General features: G+C 33.3%; 19 protein-coding genes. 11 read left to right on the top strand and 8 right to left on the bottom strand.

The window, feature by feature from the left end; translation table 11 throughout:
• Positions 1–2: 2 nt before the first annotated feature.
• The 4 genes from Q0910_RS06325 to Q0910_RS06310 form a co-directional block, all read right to left on the bottom strand.
• Positions 3–1,460: a M12 family metallopeptidase gene (locus Q0910_RS06325; RefSeq protein ID WP_299213697.1), complete on the bottom strand. Its 1,458-nt coding sequence runs from the start codon at positions 1,458–1,460 to the stop codon at positions 3–5.
• Between the two features lie 227 nt (positions 1,461–1,687).
• Entirely contained in the window at positions 1,688–2,443 is a 756-nt protein-coding gene (locus Q0910_RS06320; protein WP_299213695.1) for a LytTR family DNA-binding domain-containing protein, read from the bottom strand.
• Positions 2,440–3,627, bottom strand: coding sequence for a histidine kinase (locus Q0910_RS06315; protein ID WP_299213693.1), 1,188 nt, complete (start codon positions 3,625–3,627; stop codon positions 2,440–2,442). Before Q0910_RS06315 ends, Q0910_RS06320 begins: the two co-directional genes overlap by 4 nt.
• Positions 3,614–4,246: a tetratricopeptide repeat protein gene (locus Q0910_RS06310; protein ID WP_299213691.1), complete on the bottom strand. Its 633-nt coding sequence runs from the start codon at positions 4,244–4,246 to the stop codon at positions 3,614–3,616. The genes Q0910_RS06315 and Q0910_RS06310 overlap by 14 nt, the downstream gene beginning before the upstream one ends.
• A 1,032-nt stretch (positions 4,247–5,278) precedes the next feature.
• Here Q0910_RS06310 and Q0910_RS06305 point away from each other — a divergent pair.
• From Q0910_RS06305 to Q0910_RS06275, 7 genes are all read left to right on the top strand, one after another.
• Positions 5,279–5,938, top strand: a complete 660-nt coding sequence (locus tag Q0910_RS06305; RefSeq protein WP_299213689.1) for a response regulator transcription factor — start codon at positions 5,279–5,281, stop codon at positions 5,936–5,938.
• 149 nt (positions 5,939–6,087) lie between these two features.
• Positions 6,088–8,529, top strand: coding sequence for a peptidoglycan DD-metalloendopeptidase family protein (locus Q0910_RS06300; RefSeq protein ID WP_299213687.1), 2,442 nt, complete (start codon positions 6,088–6,090; stop codon positions 8,527–8,529).
• Positions 8,530–8,656: 127 nt separating this feature from the next.
• The gene (locus Q0910_RS06295) at positions 8,657–9,523 is read left to right on the top strand and encodes a hypothetical protein (RefSeq protein ID WP_299213685.1); all 867 of its coding nucleotides are present in this window, start codon (positions 8,657–8,659) and stop codon (positions 9,521–9,523) included.
• Between the two features lie 4 nt (positions 9,524–9,527).
• The gene (locus Q0910_RS06290) at positions 9,528–11,345 is read left to right on the top strand and encodes an N-acetylmuramoyl-L-alanine amidase (protein WP_299213683.1); all 1,818 of its coding nucleotides are present in this window, start codon (positions 9,528–9,530) and stop codon (positions 11,343–11,345) included.
• A gap of 98 nt (positions 11,346–11,443) precedes the next feature.
• Positions 11,444–13,774 carry an N-acetylmuramoyl-L-alanine amidase gene (locus Q0910_RS06285; RefSeq protein ID WP_299213682.1) on the top strand — a complete coding sequence of 777 codons (2,331 nt, stop codon included), beginning with the start codon at positions 11,444–11,446 and terminating at the stop codon, positions 13,772–13,774.
• 132 nt (positions 13,775–13,906) lie between these two features.
• Positions 13,907–15,478 carry a hypothetical protein gene (locus Q0910_RS06280; RefSeq protein ID WP_299213680.1) on the top strand — a complete coding sequence of 524 codons (1,572 nt, stop codon included), beginning with the start codon at positions 13,907–13,909 and terminating at the stop codon, positions 15,476–15,478.
• 100 nt (positions 15,479–15,578) lie between these two features.
• The gene (locus tag Q0910_RS06275; RefSeq protein WP_299213678.1) at positions 15,579–17,027 is read left to right on the top strand and encodes a S8/S53 family peptidase; all 1,449 of its coding nucleotides are present in this window, start codon (positions 15,579–15,581) and stop codon (positions 17,025–17,027) included.
• A 77-nt stretch (positions 17,028–17,104) separates the two neighbouring features.
• On the opposite strand, the gene Q0910_RS06270 is transcribed toward Q0910_RS06275, so the two are convergent.
• The 4 genes from Q0910_RS06270 to Q0910_RS06255 form a co-directional block, all read right to left on the bottom strand.
• A complete protein-coding gene (locus Q0910_RS06270) occupies positions 17,105–17,503 on the bottom strand; it encodes a rhodanese-like domain-containing protein (RefSeq protein WP_299213676.1) in 399 nt (132 codons plus the stop codon).
• A gap of 18 nt (positions 17,504–17,521) precedes the next feature.
• The gene (locus tag Q0910_RS06265; RefSeq protein ID WP_299213674.1) at positions 17,522–17,836 is read right to left on the bottom strand and encodes a rhodanese-like domain-containing protein; all 315 of its coding nucleotides are present in this window, start codon (positions 17,834–17,836) and stop codon (positions 17,522–17,524) included.
• A 121-nt stretch (positions 17,837–17,957) separates the two neighbouring features.
• Positions 17,958–18,584 carry a thioredoxin family protein gene (locus Q0910_RS06260; RefSeq protein WP_299213672.1) on the bottom strand — a complete coding sequence of 209 codons (627 nt, stop codon included), beginning with the start codon at positions 18,582–18,584 and terminating at the stop codon, positions 17,958–17,960.
• A 51-nt stretch (positions 18,585–18,635) separates the two neighbouring features.
• Complete coding sequence (locus tag Q0910_RS06255) at positions 18,636–19,154, bottom strand: TlpA disulfide reductase family protein (RefSeq protein WP_299213670.1); 519 nt, start codon at positions 19,152–19,154, stop codon at positions 18,636–18,638.
• A 218-nt stretch (positions 19,155–19,372) separates the two neighbouring features.
• On the opposite strand from Q0910_RS06255, the gene Q0910_RS06250 reads away from it, so the two are divergent.
• The 4 genes from Q0910_RS06250 (at position 19,373) to Q0910_RS06235 (ending at position 22,657) form a co-directional block, all read left to right on the top strand.
• A complete protein-coding gene (locus Q0910_RS06250) occupies positions 19,373–19,825 on the top strand; it encodes a MarR family transcriptional regulator (RefSeq protein ID WP_299213668.1) in 453 nt (150 codons plus the stop codon).
• 40 nt (positions 19,826–19,865) lie between these two features.
• A complete protein-coding gene (locus tag Q0910_RS06245) occupies positions 19,866–20,432 on the top strand; it encodes a YceI family protein (RefSeq protein ID WP_299213666.1) in 567 nt (188 codons plus the stop codon).
• A gap of 230 nt (positions 20,433–20,662) precedes the next feature.
• Entirely contained in the window at positions 20,663–22,060 is a 1,398-nt protein-coding gene (locus Q0910_RS06240; RefSeq protein ID WP_299213664.1) for an anthranilate synthase component I family protein, read from the top strand.
• A gap of 27 nt (positions 22,061–22,087) precedes the next feature.
• Positions 22,088–22,657, top strand: coding sequence for an aminodeoxychorismate/anthranilate synthase component II (locus Q0910_RS06235; protein WP_299213662.1), 570 nt, complete (start codon positions 22,088–22,090; stop codon positions 22,655–22,657).
• Positions 22,658–22,718 lie beyond the last annotated feature (61 nt).

The raw sequence follows: 22,718 nt of genomic DNA, 5'->3' as shown, positions 1-22,718 counted from the left end.
ATTTATTGAGCTAAATAAGGGCTTGTATATGGATGTGCAATATTCCGACTCCATACTAATCTTCTATATAGAATTGCTGCAACTTCTGCTCTAGTTGCATTTCTAGTAGGATTTAATCTACGCTTATTAGCGTAATTAACAATAAGTTTGTTTTTAAAAGCTCTCAAAATAGCTGGTTTTGCCCAGTTAGCTATGGAGTTAACATCACTAAAAAAGTTTAACTCATTAACATTATTTGAATTAGAACCTACTCCATTAGTTAACGCTACAATTACTTCTTGTCTTGTAACATTTCTATTAGGGCGGAAAGTACCATCAGGATATCCAGACATAAATCCTGCTCTTGCCACTTGTTTAATAGCATTCTCTGCCCAATGTCCTGAGATATCTGATAATGTAGGTGCATTGTTAGAAGAGCTTAGCGGAATAGTAGCAACAATCATAGCTGCCAATTCTGCTCTGGTAATAGAATTATTTGGTCGAAAAGTTCGATTAGGGTATCCTCTCAATTTTCCATTACTGATAAAGTGAGCTATTTCATTATAAGCCCAGTTTCCATTAATATCAGTTATTGCATTGGTATCAAATTTATTTGGATACATAAAATCTACAACCTCAATATCTTTTGGACTCAATCCATTACGCTGTACATTAAATGTACTTCCATCTTTTTTTGTAATAGTTGGTTTACGATCATTTGGATTGCTAAAAAAGAAGGAGCCATACATCATAATAGAGCCAAAATCGAAGCTCGTTGTTTCAACTGAATTTGCATTTAGCTTTCTAAAATTCCCTACCCTACCTTGAGGAAATACATTCTCTTCCAGAACGTTTACAAAATTATCCCTTTGAGGATGTCCCTGCTCATGAAACAAACCTATAGCATGACCAATCTCATGGATTGTATTTCCTGTAGAACATCCACTCCCAACAGATATAATTTGCTCACCACCTGCCTCTAATTTTCCAACAATAGAAAAACAACCATTACGTTGCTCAAACTTCACATAATCTCTTTGATTAGTGCGTGGAATAAAACGTATAGATGTTCTCTGTTCCCAATGGCGAATTGCATCATAAACTCTTTCTTTTCTTGGCAAACTAGGATCAACTACATAATGAACTTCGTGAAAATCTCCACGCTGTGGCCATAGACGACTGCTTAGATTTTCGATAACACCTTTAGCAATATTATTTGACTCTTCTACTTGCTTTTTAGTCAAAAGCATATCACCCAGGACATAAAAATTTTCTACCGTATGAAACTCAGTTTCCGCACCAAAAAAACTTTTTGTAAAGACAGTTTCACTATTAATTAATGGATACCTTTCATTCTCAGTGTTGAGCTCCAGTGCAAGCGCATCTACTTCTGAAATATCGGATAAAGACCCCTCATCCGTTTGACAACTTGTGAACATAGCTACTACTATAATTGCACATAAAAAATGTAATAATTTCATATTGTTAGTTTAAGTTACTGAAATATTTGGTGCAAACTTAAACTTGCTATTCTCAATGAAAAAGGTACACTTGACCGTTGGCAATTTTGGCTTGGTAACTGGTGAGTAAATTATAACAACTGTTGGTTACTTGAATACTTTAGGATAGCAAAAAGGCTCTTTTCCCTATATAAAAGTTCTTAATACATTAGAGAATCATATAATTAGTCAATGACGAGTAAATTCTTTCATTTAAGAAACAGTTTTTTAAAGGTTTCTTCTTTTTTAGATTTGGAAATAGATAATACTTTACCATCTTCCATCGTAACACATCCTCCATCGGTTCTGGAGATACGCTTTATAAATTCGGAATTAATTAGACTAGAATGATGTATCCTAATAAAACTAAAGGATTTTAGCAGCTCTTCATAATATTTGAGATTTTGAGAACCTATAATACTACCTCTATCTTTGGTGACAACCTGCGTATAACTGCCATCTGCGATGCAGTATAGTATGGAATTAGCTTTGATCATTTCATAACCATCAGCAGTGGGAACAGGAATGTACTCCTTTTGGGTATTAGGTTGTTTAATTTTAGACAACACATCTTTTGCATGATTAGAATAAGCATCATTACTGATTTTTAGATTTGCCCTATTTACTGCATCAATTAATTTTTTTATATCTATAGGTTTTAGTAGGTAATCGACAGCATCATATTTAAAAGCTTTTAATGCATGATTATGTGCTGAAATAAATATAATTTCAAAAGTTTTCTTTTTTAATTTGGAGATCACATCAAAAATAGTGGAATTACCTATTTGTACATCCAGAAAGATTAAATCAAAATCAATAGTATCAATGATCGATTTTGCTTCTTCTAACGTCTCTCCTGTATTGATGATTTCTAATTGAGGACAAAATTGGGTAATAAGTTCCTCTAGATTTTCTATTCCACTAGGTTCATCATCAATTATTACTGTTTTTAATCTTTTGATCATTGGCTTGTCATTATGGGTAATAAAACGGTAACTTTTGTTCCAGATGGCTTTTTGGCACTATCATAAAGATCTTCAATATTAAAAAAAGAATCTGGATGTCCATTTTTTTGCAACATTTCAATACGCAATTTGGTATTCATACCAGACATAGACAAGTGCTTATTTACTTTTTCCTGTGTTTTTATTACTGAATTTTCTCTACCTATACCGTTATCCTCGATAATACATTTCACCATATTATTCTGCTTACGGATTGTTAATTTAATAAATCCTCCCTCTTTTCTACCCATTAAACCATGAATAATAGCATTTTCGATAATGGGTTGAAGAATCATAGCAGAAACTTGAGTATTATCATTATCTACATCAAAATTTATATCCTCAATATATTTAATTTTATTTCTAAATCGTAATTGCTCTAAATCTACATACATCCTGATTAACAATATTTCTTTGTTTAGCTCTGTAAAAGAGTGCTTAGAATTATTTAAAATTAAGCGTATCAATTCGGAAAATCTATTTAGATAATTGTACGCTTCAAATTTTTCAGATTTTAAGATGAAGTTTTGCACACTATTAAGTGTATTGAAAATAAAATGAGGATTCATCTGAGATCGTAATGCGTGTAATTTACTTTGTAATATTTTCTCCTTATTTTCCGCAATTATTGCTCTATTTCTTAAGGCATAAAATACTATTCCCAAGAACAAGGTCACAATACATACCAAAAGAACAATTCCATATTTATTGTAGCTTTTTTTTAATTCATTTTCACTATTTACTCTATCTATAGAAAGGTTTGCAATCTCCTGATTTTTTTTACTAACCAACTTTTCTGATTCAATTTTATTTATTTTTTGAAAGGTTTGAATATTAAAAACACTATCTCTATACCGAATATATTCTTGATAAAAATGTAATGCTTTTTCAAAATTTCTTTTCTCTTTTTGAATATCATATAATCCCTTATTACAATCAATAAGACCTTCTTTGTAACCGCTTTTAAGAGATAATTCACAAGCTTCCAAAAAATAAGCTTCTGAAATATCATATTGCTTTGTAAAAAAATAAGAGACACCGAGGGTATGCAAAGTATTACTAATATATTCAGGATTACTTTGACTTTCTTTTAAAACTTCTAATCCTCTTATTCCATGAAAAACACTATTCTTATAGTCTTTCATTAAAAAAAAAAGTATATGCCATATTGCTCTGAGAAAGCCCTTTAGATAAAGGTACATTCAATGAGTCTGCAATTCGATAAACTTCTTTGTAATACATTATTGCCTTTGAAAATTGTTTTTCATCCTGGGCAATATTCCCTAAGTTAAGATTAGGTACCAACGAAAATTCTGAGAGTTTAAGAGATTTAGTGATTTTCAAAGCACGGTTTAGGAAGGACTCTGCCTTATCTAATTCTCCCGTAGATAAATAAAAAGTCCCTAAATTATTACAAACTGAATATAGTAAAAAGCTATCTTTTTCATTCTCCAGTAACACCAATGCTTTTGAGGTTGCTTCTAACTCTTTATCATACTTACCTAATCTAGAATAACCAACGCCTATATCTATTAGAACCTCTGCCATTTTGGTTGTATCCTCGAAACGGACATAAAAAGAATATGCGGTATCTAGATACTTGATACTCTTCTCATATACTCTTTGATCGTTATAATAATTCCCATAACTGTCATAAAAAAAAGCAATATGTGCAGAATCCTTAATCTGTTTGGAAAGGTTAAGCCCTTTGTTTATATATTTAGCTGCGGAGTCAGAACTAACATTCCAATAAACTGTGATCAAAGAATCTAACCTATTAAGTTCTCTATACTTTTTATTTAATTTTTGTTCTAATCCCTGAATTTCGGAAATCGAATAATTTTGCGCGAAGCTTTTGAATTCACTAAAAAAAACGCTGCGAAGATCATAGTGATTACTAAAGCATTTGACTTTAATTTCATTCGTATTGAAAAAATAGCTAATGTTGGGAAAAATTGCATATTCTTGGTTCGATATATCTAAAATGTTTAAATAAGAAATCAATTATTAAGTCAATATGGTATGATGTAGTAAACATACTAGTTATTACATCTTGATCCTAAATTTTTAAAAAGATTGAGCAAAACTGCTTAGATTTTTTGCCTTCTAAATAATCATTGGATTCAAGTTATGGCGAAATATAACTAAGATATCAATTCATATTAAGTAAGTATCAATTCTCTTAAAAAATCAATTTATCTAATAGTAACTTTAGTTCATTGATAATACAACTTGGATGGAATGATGCCTATAGTAATGAATCTTAAAGTTGATACAAAATCATACTATTAAGCAATCTAAAGTTTGATTCTAAAGAGTTTAAAAGTTAATTATACAAGTATAATCAACTTATTTCTCATCTAATCACGGAAAATAACAAAATAAACAAGAACGAAAAATCTTACATAAGTAAAAGAAAAAAAAGAAACCCCATTGCTATTAACCTAGTAAATCACTATACTAATAAAGAATCGATTTTAATGTATTCATAAAAATAATGCATTCTAATTACCATAATCTCATTAATTAATCCAAAAAAATACACTTTATATCGAAAACTAAAATTACACTGAAAAACAATAGAAATAAATTTTAACTTTAAAGTGTCACAAATAAAACTAACACTATGCTACATTTAACTTATTATTCCACTCAACACTTATCAAGTACTTTTTTTAAAAAAACAAGAAATCAGGCAATATGCATCTAAACATACTTCGGTTCAATTTTCTTACGAAACCCTGCCAATAATTTTTTGTTTAGTTTATTAATTTTCTTTTGTAAAAAAGTACACACATGAAAGAATACGATGTAGTGGTCGCCTACGATGATCCTCTTAAGCGTCTTGGAATAAGGGCTATGCTAGAAGCTCCCAAAGACATGAAATTTAACCTGTATGAAGACATAAGCAGTCTAGAAACTTTGAAAAAAGTAATTGTAGATCGCCAACCCGACTTCATCGTCATTGACGCTACATTGAATTCTGATAATTCCGGTATAGAATTGGCAAAATACGCTAGACTTCACGCGAATAGAACCAAAATAATCATTATGTCTTTTTCTATGGATGATTGGCTTATTAGAGAACTAAAAAAATTGGAGATCAAGTGGATTCTATACAAAGCTGAAACAGTAGAAAATATAACCAAATGTGCGGGAAGAGCAATTCAAAATAAACCGTATATAAGTAGAGTTTTTAGAGAATCATGGTGGAATGGAGAGGGCAATCCTATACCAAAACCTTCTCATAAAATACAGAACACCTTGTCTAAAACAGAAATAAAAATCCTAAATCAAGTCGCTTCTGGTAAAACAAATAAAGAAATTGCTATTGACCTTTTTAAAAGTGAGAAAACGATCAAAAATCATCGACAAAACATTTGTAAAAAGTTAAATATAAGGGGAACCAATGCATTGTTTAAGTTCACAATGAAGCTAAAGGACATTTACCATTAAATCATATAATCAAAGCTTTACGAGGCAAATTGAGAACAAGTGCCTAATTATTTTTAAAAAAGTGTTCATACATTTCGAACTAATTCTAAAAGCTTATATATTTTCTATAAGTGTTTAGAATTAATATCAAACCACACAAACTCGTCATTATGAAAAACACTACGTTAAATACCCTTTGGGTATTATTGTTCTGCATATCTATCTCCAGTGCACAGGAAATTATTTTTGACCAAAATGGAAAAACATTTTCCTTTGATATAGAAACTAGAAAGAAAAATAACATAACGTCTAAAAACTATAATTCTAACTCCACATTTAAAGCTTTAGACAAGATCGCAATCTATCCAGAAGAAATTTCTACAGAAATAAAACTATCTAACGATTATGACTTATTTCAAGCACTGCAAAGTCCTTTTGATGCAGAGCGTTGGGTTTTCATGGAAAGAGAACAATTCGAAGCTGGTTTTAAACTTACTGAGTTTAACGGTAAGACCTCAAAAAACAGACAACTTCTCATAAATAAAAACACAAGTAGAAATCAAAAAGCATTAAAACCTATTGGATGGATAAATGCTCCTAATAAGATTTTAGTAGAATTATTATATCTGGACAGTGACCGAGAGCATGAAGGTATTTTGATTTATGACCTATCTACTAAAGAAACAAAAAAAATTAATATTCCTTTTCATTATACTAGAACACCCCTAATATCTCCAGATCGCTCCAAACTATTCTTTTTGGGAACATTGGACGATTCCGTTGATTATATTCATGGTAACACGGATGTTCTATATGAGTTTAATATACAAACTGGTAAAGCCAGAACTATTATATCCTCTAAAGGACAATCAATAACTTTAAAAGGTTGGAAACATCAAATTAGCAATTCAACATCTCAAAAAACTCAAAGTAAGTTTTCATCTCTTGATTATTACCTTCCTTGGGATGCTGGAGTAAGTCTTTGTGTATCAAGACACGGAACTCCAGGCCCATCAGGATCTCATGTAAATCAAGGCAGATGCAATATTTTTGGCCCTGGAGGTCATCATGGATATGCAGCAATTGATTTTGCTACTTCGTTGTCAAGTGATCAAAACGTTAGGGCCGCTGCAAGTGGAACTGTTACGTTTTCCGGAGTTAGTGGAAGTCTAAGTTCTGGCTATGGTAGGTTAGTCATCATAAGACACAGTGATGGAACAAGAACATATTACGCCCATAACAAAAGTCTTTTAGTATCTAATGGCCAAACAGTAACAAGAGGGCAAGTGATTGCCAAAGAAGGTACCACGGGAGGATCGACAGGGGATCATATCCATTTTGAGTGGAGAGCAGCAGGAGGAAATGCTTCTACAAAAGGCAGATTTAAGGGAATAGGAGAACCTAGACAGGATTATCGCTATAAATCAAACAATACAGTTGGTACACCTCCTCCATCCTCTGATACCTCAGCTCCTACTACATCGATCAGCGCATCTGGAGGAAATACTCAAGCTGGAGATTTCACTGCCAACTTTTCTGATAATGATAATGTGGGAGTAACTCGTAGGTTTTATCAGGCATTAGAAAAATATGGAGACAATTGGTATGCTAACAGAGGAAATGGATTCTTTAATGACAATTTTAATGTACTCTATTCCGGATATACTACCGGTGCAGGAAACTGGAACATCAACGATAAACACCTGAGACAATCTAATACTTCGTCCGATAATACAAAACTAAGTACCTATCTTTCTCAAAATTCTGGTTTGCCATACCTATATGAATTTTCAGCTAAAACAATATCCACTTCCGGACCGCGTAAATTCGGAATCCATATTATGGCCAGTGATGCAACACAATCACAACGCGGAAACTCATATCTCATTTGGTTTAGTGGAGAAGATAATAAAGTCAGAATATATGAAACTATCAATAATGTTTTAAACTTTAGAGTAATTGCAGACGTTTCTCTCGATAATAACTGGGCGAATTACAAAATTACCTATAGTCCGGGTTTTGGAGTACTGGAAGTATTTAAAAACAACCGCTCTATTTTAAAATGGACAGATAGCTCCCCCATTAAAAACGGAAGCACTATATCACTGAGAACTAATAAAACTGTAGTAGAGTTTGATGACCTTAAAGTCTATAAATTTAGAGCGACAGGAACACAGGGGATTTCTGCAGGAACGGCAGTTACGAAGGATATTCGAAGAAGAAATGGAAAAGTAAAAAGTTTGGTAAGAGATGCAGCTGGTAATTGGTCCCTTCCAGGGAATCTGGATGTAACTATAAGCTCCTTAACCAAGGAAAATCCAAATATCCAGGATGACACTTATATTGAAACAAATGATATTTTGGTATACCCGAACCCTACAGATGGAACAAGTATAATCCTAAACTATCAATCTGCATCCGACGCTTATACCGCCATATCTATTACTGATATTACGGGACGGGTTTTAACATCTTTTTACAAGTATTCTAAAGAATCAGTTCATCAATCTCTGAATCTGAGTAATTACTTTACTTCTTTTAAAAATGGACAATATTTTATTAAAGTAAGTAGTAAAAATGGTTCGAAAGTATTACCCGTCATCAAAAATTAGTTTGAAAATGTGTGTGTAAAAGGGTTCTATCAGTTTGGTTAACGATGATGATAAGAAAATTATCAGAACCCTTTTCTTCTTTTTCAAACCGATGTCTACAACGTACACTTAAAATAAAAATATCTTTATGAAAACAACAAAATTAATAGTGTGTATTGTCATATGCGCTTTATTCAGTTCAATTGTACAATCTCAAATTATTTCTAATAGCAAACCTATAACGAATGAAGGAGAATATAGCACTCCGGTTTGGTCTCCAGATGGACAGAAAATCCTGTTTACAGATAATCATAATGACGCCCTTTATGTATTAAAAATAGGAACTAAACCTAAAATTAGTAAAGTAAAAAGCGCACAAGGAATTGGCTATTTAGCTAATTGGACACCAGATAGTAAAAACATAATTTTTCGAGCAAAACCGAAAGGAGGAACTTTTTCTGATGTACAAGTAAAAAGTATTAATCTTAAGACAAGAAAAGAAAAAATATTAAAAGATGTTCATCCAAATAGTACGAAAATCAATAAATCCAATAAAGACCTTATTGTCTATATAAATCAAGAGACATTAAAACTTGAGGCAAAAGAAGGTATCAATGGAACACCTTGGATAATTAGTAAGGAAGATGGTCAATTTTACCATCCCATTGTTTCTCCTGATCAACAATCTGTTATTGTACACAATGGCCCAATGATCTATTTGTATTCAATTTACAAAAGTCAGGAAAGAAAAGAATTAGGAGTCGGAATAGCAAGTTCCTGGTTACCCGATAGTAAAGGTGTTATTACTTTTGAAGATCAAAGTAATGATGGACATAATGTAACATCATCAGATCTTTACTTTGTTTCGACAATATCTTTAAACAAAAAACAACTGACTTCTACTAAAGATCGAATAGAAATGTGGGGAGATGTTTCTCCGGATGGAAAGAGAATTGCTTTTTCTGATGAAAAAACAGGTAAAATTTTTATTGCAGATTTTAAACTTAAAAACTAAACCAATGAAAAATATATTTTCAAAAAATAATATTCGCTATTATGTTTTCTTTCTTTTTATCCTTTCCCTCACAGCTAATGCGCAAGTAGTAGTTATAGATCCCGGACATGGTTATGCATCTAATGGAATAACCGATCCTGATGGAAGAACAGACACAGAACATGCTACAGCGTTATCTGTAGGGTTAAAACTTCGTAGTAAACTCCAGAATGGTTGTGGTAACTGGACCGTAAGAATGACAAGAACGACTAGAAATGGTTGGATTTCACTTACACAAAGAAGAACCATGTCTAATAGTTGGAACGCGGATCGATTTATAAGTATTCATTGTAATGGTGGTGGTGGTTCCGGTACTGAAACTTTTTGGTGTAATCGTAGCAATTCTAAAGATGCCGATAATAGTCGATTTTCTAGGGAAGTGCAAAATAGAATGGTAGAGAAAGGGCAGTGGAAAGACAGAAGATCCGTTGAAGATGCATCTTATATATTTCACCTTGGAGTTCTTACCAGTAATAATGCTATCGGTGTTCTTAACGAAATTGGCTTTGTGGATTCTTCAGACAAATCAAAATTGTTGAGTGATTCTTGGAGAAACAAATTTGCTGATGCTTATGTAGCTGCTTTAGAGAATAGTATTGGTAACTGCTCTGGTGGTGGTGGCGGTGGATCTGATACCACAGCTCCTACTACATCGATCAGCGCATCTGGAGGAAATACACAATCCGGAGACTTTACTGCCAACTTTTCTGATAATGATAATGTGGGAGTAACTCGTAGGTTTTATCAGGCATTAGAAAAATATGGAGACAATTGGTATGCTAACAGAGGAAATGGATTCTTTAATGACAATTTTAATGTACTCTATTCCGGATATACTACCGGTGCAGGAAACTGGAACATCAACAATAAACACCTGAGACAATCTAATACTTCGTCCGATAATACAAAACTAAGTACCTATCTTTCTCAAAATTCTGGTTTACCATACCTATATGAATTTTCAGCTAAAACAATATCAACTTCCGGACCCCGTAAATTCGGAATCCATATTATGGCGAGTGATGCAACACAATCACAGAGAGGAAACTCATATCTCATTTGGTTTAGCGGTGAAGATAATAAAGTAAGAATATATGAAACTATCAATAATGTTTTAAACTTTAGAGCAATTGCAGACGTTTCTCTAGATAATAACTGGGCGAATTACAAAATTACCTATAGTCCAGGTTTTGGAGTATTGGAAGTATTTAAAAACAATCGCTCTATTTTAAAATGGACTGATAGCTCCCCCATTAAAAACGGAAGCACTATATCACTGAGAACTAATAAAACTGTAGTAGAGTTTGATGACCTTAAAGTCTATAAATTTAGAGCGACGGGAACACAAGGAATTTCTGCAGGAATAGCAGTTACAAAGGATATTCGTAGAAGAAATGGAAAAGTAAAAAGCTTGGTAAGAGATGCAGTAGGTAATTGGTCTACTCCGGGAAACCTGGATGTAACCATCAGTTCCTTAACCAAAGAAAACCCAAATCTTCTGAATGACACTTATATTGAAACAAACGAAATTTCGATATACCCAAATCCTACAAATGGAAAAAACCTAAATATATCGTATCAAGCAACTTCTAATGAATCCACACTCATTCAGATAATTGATATTTCTGGTAAAATTTTAAAATCTATAGAAGATAAAGTAAAAGAAACTGGACCAAGAAATTTAAACTTAGGTGAATATGTTTCTTCCATACCAAATGGTAATTATTTTATAAAAGTTAGAAAAGGAAAGAATACAAACGTCTTTCAAATTATAAAAAAATAATTGTACCTACTATGCACGGTAATATCTACTACACCTTATGAATAAAGAGGTGTAGTAGATATAAAATTAATTCTTAGTAAACTCTTAAAATTCGTTCCATGAAAATCATCAACTATTTCATATTCATAACGCTATACATATTTTTAACAAATTCGGCTTATAGTCAGGAAAAAGAGCGTGACAATTTTAAAGGAGAAGATTATCAGGAAACTAGACTTCTCTTTAATACCAAAAGTATTATAGAAAAAAGTTCGGAAGTTAATCAAAAAGCCACAGAAATATCAACGAATGAAACCGCTCAAGAATCACCTATTTTAATTCTTAAACCTCACAAAATCAAGATAAATGCACCTAAACCTTTTATAGCAGCTCATACCTTGTGGCAAGGAACTAATTTATACAGAAATAATATAATCCTTCACTTTCGAACATCAAAGAATGGAAGAAATTGGTCACATTGGAAAGAGAGTAAATTTGATGGTCATTTTGAAGAAAATGGTAGAAAATTAGCTTCTGTAATGGAATTCTTAGAAGTCGATATACAATACATTCAATACAAAGTGACCTTTTTAGGAAAACAGAAAATAACAATTACGCAAACGACTTTAAGTCAATATAGCCCTGGAGACACTCCTGAAGAAATAAAAACGATCATACAAGAAAGCGGTAATCAAATTGCTAAAGCATCCTGCTCAAAACCAACAGTTATATCCAGAAGCCAGTGGGGAGCAAGGAATCCTGCAAGTAGTTTTCCAACAACAATTGCAACACATTTAATTGTACATCATGAATTAGGTCCAAATTCCAGTAGTGATTGGGCAGCTAGAGTACGATCTGTTCAAAATTTTCATATGAACACAAGAGGTTGGTCTGACATAGGTTACAATTTTTTGATCTCCCCTACCGGTACTATCTACGAAGGAAGAGCGGGTGGCGATCGTGCACAAGGTGCTCATTTCTGTGGAAAAAATGCAAAAACAATGGGGGTTTGTTTGCTTGGAGATTATAGTAACAGCGGTACAAAACCAACCACAAATGCTCAAACTTCACTGAAGAGAATACTAGCATGGAAAGCAAATAAAGAGAATATCAACCCTACAGGGGCTTCATATCATTATTCTATTAATGCAAGTCTTAAAAACATTGCTGGGCATCGTGATGGAGGTGCAAGTTGCTCATCCTGTCCAGGAAACGGAGGATATAGTATTCTAGGAAGCGTAAGAACTGGAGTGAGTAATTTAATAGCTAATGACTGCGGTGGCAGTGGCGGTGGATCTGATACCACAGCTCCTACTACATCGATCAGCGCATCTGGCGGTAATACTCAAGCTGGAGATTTCACCGCCAACTTTTCTGATAATGATAATGTGGGAGTAACTCGTAGGTTTTATCAGGCATTAGAAAAATATGGAGACAATTGGTATGCTAATAGAGGAAATGGATTCTTTAATGACAATTTTAATGTACTCTATTCCGGATATACTACCGGTGCAGGAAACTGGAACATCAACGATAAACACCTGAGACAATCTAATACTTCGTCCGATAATACAAAACTAAGTACCTATCTTTCTCAAAATTCTGGTTTGCCATACCTATATGAATTTTCAGCTAAAACAATATCCACTTCCGGACCGCGTAAATTCGGAATCCATATTATGGCCAGTGATGCAACACAATCACAACGCGGAAACTCATATCTCATTTGGTTTAGTGGAGAAGATAATAAAGTCAGAATATATGAAACTATCAATAATGTTTTAAACTTTAGAGCAATTGCAGACGTTTCTCTCGATAATAACTGGGCGAATTACAAAATTACCTATAGTCCGGGTTTTGGAGTACTGGAAGTATTTAAAAACAACCGCTCTATTTTAAAATGGACAGATAGCTCCCCCATTAAAAACGGAAGCACTATATCACTGAGAACTAATAAAACTGTAGTAGAGTTTGATGACCTTAAAGTCTATAAATTTAGAGCGACAGGAACACAGGGGATTTCTGCAGGAACGGCAGTTACGAAGGATATTCGAAGAAGAAATGGAAAAGTAAAAAGTTTGGTAAGAGATGCAGCTGGTAATTGGTCTGCTCCAGGAAACCTGGATGTTATTATTAGTACACTTACTAAAGAAAACCAAAGCTTGCAAGACGATACATTTGTTGCAAAACTAGATATGATTGTTCATCCAAATCCCACAGATGGCTCTCCCATTGTTCTTACATATCAAGCTCGAGCCAATACTACATCTAATATATCTATTCTGGATATTACAGGAAGGGTTTTAAGATCTTTTAATGAAACTGAAAATGAATCAGGAAGTAAAAGTATACCCCTTGATCAGTATTTTTTATCCTTACCAAGTGGACAATATTTCATAAAGATGCGTAACGGAAAAAACAGCTACTTCTCAACACTGATAAAAAATTAGTGAGAGACTAATAGTATCCTAGAGAATAGATTTTTAAACATGAAAAAGTCTATTCTCTAATAAAAATGGGTTCCAAAACCAATTCTTGATTCAGAATTATCTTAAACAAATATCCAAAAACTCACAAAAGTTATGAGAAAGCTAAGTTTAATTCCAATTTTCATTATTCTCTTTGCGTGTTCTAACGAGTTAGAAACGTTTGAAGATGAAGACACTACAAATGTTGGTTTTGGCATAAAAGCTATTAATACCGCTTCCTGTAATATACAATCCTATACTGTCTATCATAGTTTCGGTACTTCCTGGAGCAGAACAGTTCAGCTACCTGCTACCGGAAAGTTTGTTCAAGAAAGTCATTACGTAACCACCAAGGACAAATTCCCAGGAGGAAGATTATTTGCAAATACAGTGACTGAAAATATAAATAGTCACTTACAAAGGTCATTTAACTTGTATAAAACATATGATTCCAATAAGACGTTTAATCAACTATATTCTGCTTCATTTCAAAAACAATGGACTCCTGCAGAATCTGGATCTATAGGTCAGGGGTCTGTAGGTAATATTCAGACACAAGAACTTACTCCAGAAAAAGAAATGTGGTTTATGACTATGATGTGGGCTCCAGGAACGCGACCAGCAAGAGGTACCAAATTTCTTTTAAGTGCTAATGGTAAAAAAGTAGTCGTAATTGCGGGATATGAAACAGGACCTCGATCTCAGACTTTTTTAGGAGGTTTAACTACAGAGACACATGCTTGGCTAGGAACAAATAATAATTCTCAAATCACAGTATCTTACCTAAAAAATCAAGCTACACCTATTGGTCCCATAGCTTGTGGAAGTAATCCGGATTTAGATACCACTCCGCCTACTACTTCAATAAGTGCTTCTGGAGGAAATACACAGTCCGGAGACTTTACTGCAAATTTCTCAGATAACGATAATGTAGGAGTTACTCGTAGATTCTATCAGGCGTTAGAAAAATATGGGGATAATTGGTACGCAAACAGAGGAAATGGATTCTTTAATGACAATTTTAATATACTATATTCAGGTTATACGACAGGAGCGGGAAACTGGAACATCAACAATAAACACCTGAGGCAATCCAATACATCATCCGATAATACAAAATTAAGCACCTTCCTTTCTCAAAACTCAGGTCTACCCTATTTATATGAATTTGCAGCTAAAACAATATCTACTTCCGGACCGCGTAAATTCGGAATCCATATTATGGAGAGTGATGCAACACAATCACAGAGAGGGAACTCGTATCTCATTTGGTTTAGTGGAGAGGATAATAAGGTACGAGTATACGAAACAATCAATAATAACTTAAATTTCAGAGCAATCGCAGACGTATCTCTTGATAATAAATGGGCTAATTACAAAATCAGTTATAGCCCAGGATATGGAGTATTAGAAGTATTTAAAAACAATCGCTCTATTTTAAAATGGACTGATAGCTCTCCCATTAAAAACGGAAGCTCCATCTCATTGAGAACAAACAAAACCAGTATGGAATTTGATGACCTAAAAGTATATAAATTCAGGGTAGGAAACACTAAGACTATTACTGCAGGAGGTAATGTCACCAAAGATATTAGAAGAAATAATGGTAAAATAAAAAGCCTAATAAGAGATGCTGCCGGAAACTGGTCGACAGCAGGAAATCTAGACGTAAAGTTAGAATTTTAAACCGTAAATACAAAAAAGGAGGTACTATGAAATAAGAATTACATACCAACTATGCACCACAACGTATAACCACTAAACATAAACTCGTAAATCTTATACAATGAAAAAAAACATTCTTTCAATTTTAATGCTTTTAGTAATTTTTTCTTGCTCTACTGAAAGTATGGAAGACAATACTGATATACAACGAGATAATAGTCAAAAATTACTTTCTATAGCAAAAGTGAATGAATATATCGACAAGGAACTTAAAGAAAACGGAGATTTGGACTGGACAACGGCGCCTGCGGTTTTATTATGGAGTGCAGCAATACATTCAGATGGAATGATTACTATTGGGTACGGCAATGAAGGTGAAAGCTTTTCAGAAAATCGTTCTCCACAATTAATTAATGCTAAAAAAAATATTCTTGATGTAGTTACTTCTATTGAGCAATCGACCAAATCCAATACAGTTCAATATGATGACGATATTTTAAACTTCATAGAATTAAAAGTGAGTAAACTTGAAACGATCAAAGAACTTCAAGAAACAGATAAAATCCGATATATTGAACCTAACTATTCTTTATTCTTACCAAAAGAAGACCAGCGTAACTTTGGGTGTGCCACCGAAGGAAGAATAGTAAACCCGGAAGATTATCGAGTAATTACTCCCAATGCTTGGTTACCGTGGTCATTTGATATTCATAATATTCCTGCAGCTTGGGAGTTTAGTACAGGACGAAATATTACCGTTGGAGTTGTAGATTCTGGAATTTCACAAACTCAAAATTTTTTGGGAGAGGATTTTAACGATGGTTTCTCAAATGGCCGAACAGTTGAACAATACGGCACTTTTGATGGTTCTATTTATGATGATTGTGGCCACGGAACTGCAATGTCTGCCGCAATAGCATCTCCACGTAATGACGATGCCATGCCGGTAGGTGTTGCTTATAACAGTAATTTAATAGTTTATAGAGGTACCGGTGATGTTTTACTCGAGGGAAGTAAAGAACGAAAAGCTGTAAGTAAGGCTATTAGAGAGTTAGGAGATAGACCAGATGTTAAAATAATATCTATGTCAATTGGATGGGTATGGACTGTTAGAAATATAAAAGACGCTGTTAAATATGCATATGCTAAAGACAAAATGATTATTGCTGCTGGTGGAACTTCTACACAATTCACTAATTGGTATGCTGTAATTTTTCCAGCTAGTATGAAAGAAACCGTAGCGGTAACTGGTATCAAGGAAAATGGTAAACGTTGCTTTGTATGTCACGATGGTAAAAAGATTGACTTCACCGTAGCAATGGAAAGAGACGCTGCCAATAATAGAACGCTTCCTGTTTTAGGATTTAGCTCGGATGTTAGGAATGTGGTAGGAGGTTCTTCAATTGCTACCGCTACTACTGCAGGAATTGCTGCTTTGGTTTGGGCAACTAATCCAAACATGACCAGAGAACAAGTACTAAATAAAATGCAAAAAGCGGGAGAATATTATCCAAATCGTAGCAACAAATATGGATACGGAAAAATCAATGTTTTAAAAGCTGTTCAATAAATAATCACTGTTTACAAAAAAGAGATTGCATACTGCAATCTCTTTTTTGTATATAATAACTAGGATAAGAAAGATAATTACTTAACCAATACCTTCCCTTTATATTTCCATTCTGTAATCCCACCATCTAGGTCATAAATCTTAGTAAATCCAGCTTTTTTCATATAAGCAGAACATTTACCACTTCTTCCCCCACGACCACAATACACCGCTACAGGTTTTGATTTATCCACTTCAGAGATCAAAGTTTCAAAGTTCTCATCACTAAAGTCTATATTAATTGCACCTTCAATATGTCCTTCGGCATATTCCTTTGGCGTACGAACATCTACTAATTGTACTTTTTCCATTTCCAGTAGAGAATCCATTTCTTCTACCGTAATAAGTTCTACAGCAGTATCTTTAGTATTATTTTCTTTACAACTATACAATAAAATTGAAAGAATAACTGCGGTTAATATTGTTTTAATTTTCATAAGTATGATTCGATAATGTTATTCGGCAACTTCGCCATCCCAATTCATAAAACCGCCGATTAAATTATATGTAGTTTTGAAACCCATTTGATTCATTAAAGCACATGCTTGTGCACTACGAGCTCCAGAACGACAATACACATAATAGTTTTTAGACTTATCCAGTTTCTCTACTTCATCGAGAAAACCTTGTCCCATACGTATATCAAGATTAAGCATGTTTGGTATAAAACCATCTTCTACTTCCTCTTCCGTTCTTACATCCAGAATTATTGCATTATTATCTTTAGAGATTAGATCTTCCCATTGATCCTGTGTTATATCTTCGGCCATTTTATATTTCCTTTTTTAAAATTGAACTTTTATCCATGCAATTCCTTACAAATATAAGAGTCCTAAACGAATTGTACGAAGCCATACATTCATTTATCCAAAAATATAACATTAGATATGCTTATGCTTTTATACTACAACCAATAGCTTTTGTAGTTTCAACAGGAACTTTTTCTCCTTTAAGCAAAGCATTAACTGCATCTTCTACATATTTTTGATCAGCAGACGATGCATCTTTGTAATTATTATCAATTGCGCCGATGTAGCGAACGACATTACCATTTGCAGTTTTTTCCAGAATATATACATGTGGAGTTTTTGTAGCACCATATTGCGGATAAATCTTTTGTCCATCATCGAATAAATAAGGAAATGTAAATCCTTTCTCCTTAGCCCTAACCTTCATATTATCGAAACTATCTGTGGGATATGCTTTAGGATTGTTGGGATTAATTGCAATTACAGGATAGCCTTTTGATTTAAAAGTTTTATCTAATTCAATAATTCTATCTTCATAAGCCACAGAATACGGGCAATGGTTACAGGTAAAAATGACAATAAAACCTTTGGCATCTTTATAATCTGCTAAAGACACCATAGTATCATCAATATTCTTAAGTTCAAAATCTGTTGCACTATCTCCTATAATATATCCTGCATCAGTCTTCGATATATTAACTTTATCTATCGCAAATGCACTTATGGCAAGTACTAAAACAACTGCTACTAAAATCTTTAAAGTTTTCATTTGTTTGTTCTATTAAGTTTTACTCATTAAGATTGGAAACTCTTACTAATATTATAACATCTTTTTCAGTTCTCTTTCCAACTCATCATATGTAAAAGAACGTTCATAAAAATTTGAAGTATTTCCTTTATATATAATAGTTGCAGGAATAGAGCCTGACCAATTTTCATTTACTTTTGGAATCCAGCTATTAGCATCCGGATCATCTAGTAATACAATTTTACTTTGTATCCGCTGTTTTCTAACAAAAGGGATTAGTTTAGATTCTACTTGATCCGGAAGATCTAAACTCACCAAGATCACCTCCACCTCATTATCTGGATATCTGCTGTCAATCAATTCGAAATAAGGTAATTCGGCAACACAAGGTTTACACCAAGTAGCCCAGAAATTAATAATCCGAGTTTTTCCATCATTGATACTCAGTAAATACTCAAAATTTTTAAAATCATACACAGGTATCTCTACACCTTTGCCAGAAAATACATTGGAAGCCTCTATAGCTACTTTCTGTTCTCCTTTACAATTCACCAACAATATGGCTAATCCTATATATATCCACTTCTGCATTATACTAATGTATTAAAACGCGTCATTACCCAAAAGGAAATTAACAAGGTTTATGTAATTCATATAGAGAATTTTAGGATTTTGGCATTTTTTCAATCCAACAATAATAATATTTAACAATAATAATCATGAGAACTTTAACAAAGAATTAGTATCTATTTATCGTTTCTTAAACATTCAATATCATACATTTGTATATACAAATATTGTACAGACAAATGAATATTGAAGATATCATAAAAACCAAAAAGGAACTTCCACTTTCCAGAAAAGTGATTGTAAACCTATTGTATACCGAAAACTGGATAAGTGATCAGATAAATTCTGAATTGAAGGTTTATGACATCTCTATTCAACAATTTAATGTACTTAGAATTCTTAAAGGTCAAGAAGGTAAACCTGCTAATTTATCTACCATACAAGAAAGAATGGTAAGCAAAATGAGTAACACCACGAGGCTAGTAGATAAACTTATTAAAAAGGATTTAGTAAAAAGAGTTACCTGCGAATCCAATCGCAGAAAAGTAGAAATTACAATCACTGAACAAGGTCATAAGTTTTTGGAAGAAGTAAGTCCTGCCATGAATAATTTCGAAAAAAGGATAACATCTAATCTTTCACAAGAAGAACTAATTACACTAAACAATCTATTGAATAAACTTAGAAATTAATTAAGTAACACAATTATATAATCATTAAATTTTAAAAATCATGAAAACCAAACTTAAATCATTATTCTTAGCATTCACTTTAATAGCTACTGCATCTATCTATGCACAACAAAAGCAAATCAACGCTGCAGAAAGCTCTATTAATTGGACCGGTAAAAAAGTTACAGGCCAACACACAGGAACGCTTAATTTCTCTAGCGGATTCTTAACCTTTGAAAACAATAACTTAAGTGGTGGAGAATTTATAGTAGATATGACTTCTCTTGTAGTTACTGATCTCGAAGCAGGAAAAGGAAAAGAAAAGCTGGAAGGACACCTTACTTCGGATGATTTCTTTGGTGTTAAAAACCACAAAAATGCCAAGCTAGTAATAAAAGAAGCCTCAAAAATGGATGGAGGCTACAAAATTAAAGGAGACCTCACCATAAAAGGAAAAACGAACCCAATCACTTTTGATCTTGCTGTAAACGGAGCTGCTGCCTCAACTACACTAAACGTAGATAGAACTAAATATGATATCAAATACGGATCTGGAAGTTTCTTCGATAATTTAGGAGATAAAACCATTTCTGATGAGTTCGAATTAGCAGTAAACTTAAAAATGTAATTTTTTATTTTTTGAATTACAATAAATTTATATCTTTGACTCAAGAAATTAGAAAATGAATTTAATCTTAACAAATACCTGGTGGTGGTCATCTTATAACGAAAACGTCGTGAGATAGATCCTGTCATATAGTTAAGTAAACATATCAAAGGCTTGTCAAATCACGACAAGCCTTTTTTTTGTTCGTATAAATAAGGGGTTTTTATAAATTATTAATATCAAAATATAACATGAGTTATACATTAACTACACATTTCAAACAAATTCTCGCAGATACTATCACTCCGGTAAGTGTGTATCTAAAAATTAGAGATCGTTTTCCTAATAGTTTGTTATTAGAAAGTAGTGATTATCGAGGAAACGAAAATAGTTTTTCTTATATCTGTTGTAATCCTATCTCGAATATAAAGATAGAAAATGAAACTATTTACGAATCTTTTCCGGATAAAACCAACAAAAAAACCCCAATAACAAAAGATACTAACATTCCATATATCATCGAGGAATTTGGACAGCAATTTAAAACATCCAAAAGTGACTTTAAGTTTATAAACAATGGATTGTTCGGATATATTTCATATGATGCTGTAAGATATTTTGAAGATATCGATATTACTAAAAAAGAAGGAGGATTAAATATTCCAGATATGCAATATACCGTATATCAAAATATCATTGCTATCAACCATTTTAATAATGAAGCCTACATTTTTGCGCACTGTTATGAATCAGAAAGTAATATTGCAGAAATAGAGTCTTTACTCAATGTAAAAAACTTTGCTTCTTACAACTTTGCCACTATAGATGAAACCACCTCTAACTTAGGTGATGAGCAATATAAAGAACACGTTGCCCTAGCCAAAAAACATTGCCAGCGCGGAGATGTTTTTCAACTAGTTCTATCCAAACGTTTTTCTCAGAAGTTCAAAGGTGATGAATTCAATGTGTATAGAGCATTAAGAAGTATCAACCCATCTCCTTACCTATTTTATTTTGATTATGGAGATTTTAAAATATTCGGTAGTTCGCCAGAGGCGCAATTGGTAGTCAAGGACGAAATAGCCGAAATTCATCCAATCGCAGGAACTTTTAAACGAACCGGTAATGATGAACAAGATGCAGAACTAGCTAAAAAATTATCTGCAGATGAAAAAGAGAATGCAGAACATGTGATGCTGGTAGATCTTGCCCGTAACGATTTAAGTCGCAACGGAAGTGAAGTTACCGTAGACACGTATAGAGAAGTACAGTTTTACTCACATGTGATTCACCTAGTAAGTAAAGTAACCGGTAAAAAACATAAGGATACGACAACCATGCAAGTAGTTGCAGATACATTTCCTGCAGGAACGCTAAGCGGTGCCCCCAAACATATGGCAATGCAGCTTATAGAAAAATATGAAACCGTAAATCGTGATTTCTATGGTGGCGCCATTGGTTTTATGGATTTCTCCGGAAATTTTAATCACGCCATTATGATCAGAACATTTTTAAGTAAAAATCACCAACTACATTGGCAGGCAGGAGCTGGATTAGTTAACGAATCAAACGAAGAAAACGAACTACAAGAAGTATACAATAAACTAGGAGCATTAACAAAAGCATTAAAACTAGCTGAAGAAATATAAGGAGCTGATAAACTCCTGAACAATGAGATGAAAAAAGTATTAGTAATTGACAACTACGATTCATTTGTTTACAATCTGGTTCATTATTTAGAAGATCTAGGTTGCGAAGTGACCGTAAAACGTAATGACCAACTAAGATTAGAGGAAGTAGCGCCTTTCGAAAAAATATTGCTTTCACCAGGACCTGGAATTCCTGATGAAGCTGGGCTGCTAAAAGATATTATCAAAACCTATGCGGATACCAAAAGTATATTTGGCGTTTGTCTTGGTCAACAAGCTATTGGCGAAGTATTTGGTGGAAGCCTTATTAATCTGGATGAAGTCTATCATGGTGTTGCAAGCGAAGTAAAACTCACCGTATCAGACGAGCTTCTTTTCCAGGGACTTAATGAAACTTTTGATGTGGGTCGATACCATTCATGGGTAGTAGCAGATACTGATTTACCTTCTTGTCTGGAAGCAACCTCTTTTGATGAAAACGGACAAATTATGTCTCTAAGACATAAAGAGCTGGATGTTAGAGGTGTACAATTTCATCCCGAATCTGTACTTACTCCTGATGGAAAAAAAATGTTAGAAAACTGGGTTAATAACTAATCTTGGAAACAAATAAAAATGAATATTAATTTAAATAACAACCCTGTAATGCTCCCTCTAC

This window comes from uncultured Aquimarina sp., from assembly GCF_947495315.1.
Classification (GTDB): Bacteria; Bacteroidota; Bacteroidia; order Flavobacteriales; family Flavobacteriaceae; genus Aquimarina.
Note: the sequence above shows the minus strand (reverse complement) of the source record. Positions and strands in the feature narration are given on the sequence as shown.

Excerpts from the sequence above, each read along its gene's own strand:
- Q0910_RS06325 (WP_299213697.1), bottom strand. The coding sequence starts at position 1,460 with ATGAAATTATTACATTTTTTATGTGCAATTATAGTAGTAGCTATGTTC.
- Q0910_RS06320 (WP_299213695.1), bottom strand. The coding sequence starts at position 2,443 with ATGATCAAAAGATTAAAAACAGTAATAATTGATGATGAACCTAGTGGA.
- Q0910_RS06315 (WP_299213693.1), bottom strand. The coding sequence starts at position 3,627 with ATGAAAGACTATAAGAATAGTGTTTTTCATGGAATAAGAGGATTAGAA.
- Q0910_RS06305 (WP_299213689.1), top strand. The coding sequence starts at position 5,279 with ATGAAAGAATACGATGTAGTGGTCGCCTACGATGATCCTCTTAAGCGT.
- Q0910_RS06300 (WP_299213687.1), top strand. The coding sequence starts at position 6,088 with ATGAAAAACACTACGTTAAATACCCTTTGGGTATTATTGTTCTGCATA.
- Q0910_RS06295 (WP_299213685.1), top strand. The coding sequence starts at position 8,657 with ATGAAAACAACAAAATTAATAGTGTGTATTGTCATATGCGCTTTATTC.
- Q0910_RS06290 (WP_299213683.1), top strand. The coding sequence starts at position 9,528 with ATGAAAAATATATTTTCAAAAAATAATATTCGCTATTATGTTTTCTTT.
- Q0910_RS06285 (WP_299213682.1), top strand. The coding sequence starts at position 11,444 with ATGAAAATCATCAACTATTTCATATTCATAACGCTATACATATTTTTA.
- Q0910_RS06280 (WP_299213680.1), top strand. The coding sequence starts at position 13,907 with ATGAGAAAGCTAAGTTTAATTCCAATTTTCATTATTCTCTTTGCGTGT.
- Q0910_RS06275 (WP_299213678.1), top strand. The coding sequence starts at position 15,579 with ATGAAAAAAAACATTCTTTCAATTTTAATGCTTTTAGTAATTTTTTCT.
- Q0910_RS06270 (WP_299213676.1), bottom strand. The coding sequence starts at position 17,503 with ATGAAAATTAAAACAATATTAACCGCAGTTATTCTTTCAATTTTATTG.
- Q0910_RS06265 (WP_299213674.1), bottom strand. The coding sequence starts at position 17,836 with ATGGCCGAAGATATAACACAGGATCAATGGGAAGATCTAATCTCTAAA.
- Q0910_RS06260 (WP_299213672.1), bottom strand. The coding sequence starts at position 18,584 with ATGAAAACTTTAAAGATTTTAGTAGCAGTTGTTTTAGTACTTGCCATA.
- Q0910_RS06255 (WP_299213670.1), bottom strand. The coding sequence starts at position 19,154 with ATGCAGAAGTGGATATATATAGGATTAGCCATATTGTTGGTGAATTGT.
- Q0910_RS06250 (WP_299213668.1), top strand. The coding sequence starts at position 19,373 with ATGAATATTGAAGATATCATAAAAACCAAAAAGGAACTTCCACTTTCC.
- Q0910_RS06245 (WP_299213666.1), top strand. The coding sequence starts at position 19,866 with ATGAAAACCAAACTTAAATCATTATTCTTAGCATTCACTTTAATAGCT.
- Q0910_RS06240 (WP_299213664.1), top strand. The coding sequence starts at position 20,663 with ATGAGTTATACATTAACTACACATTTCAAACAAATTCTCGCAGATACT.
- Q0910_RS06235 (WP_299213662.1), top strand. The coding sequence starts at position 22,088 with ATGAAAAAAGTATTAGTAATTGACAACTACGATTCATTTGTTTACAAT.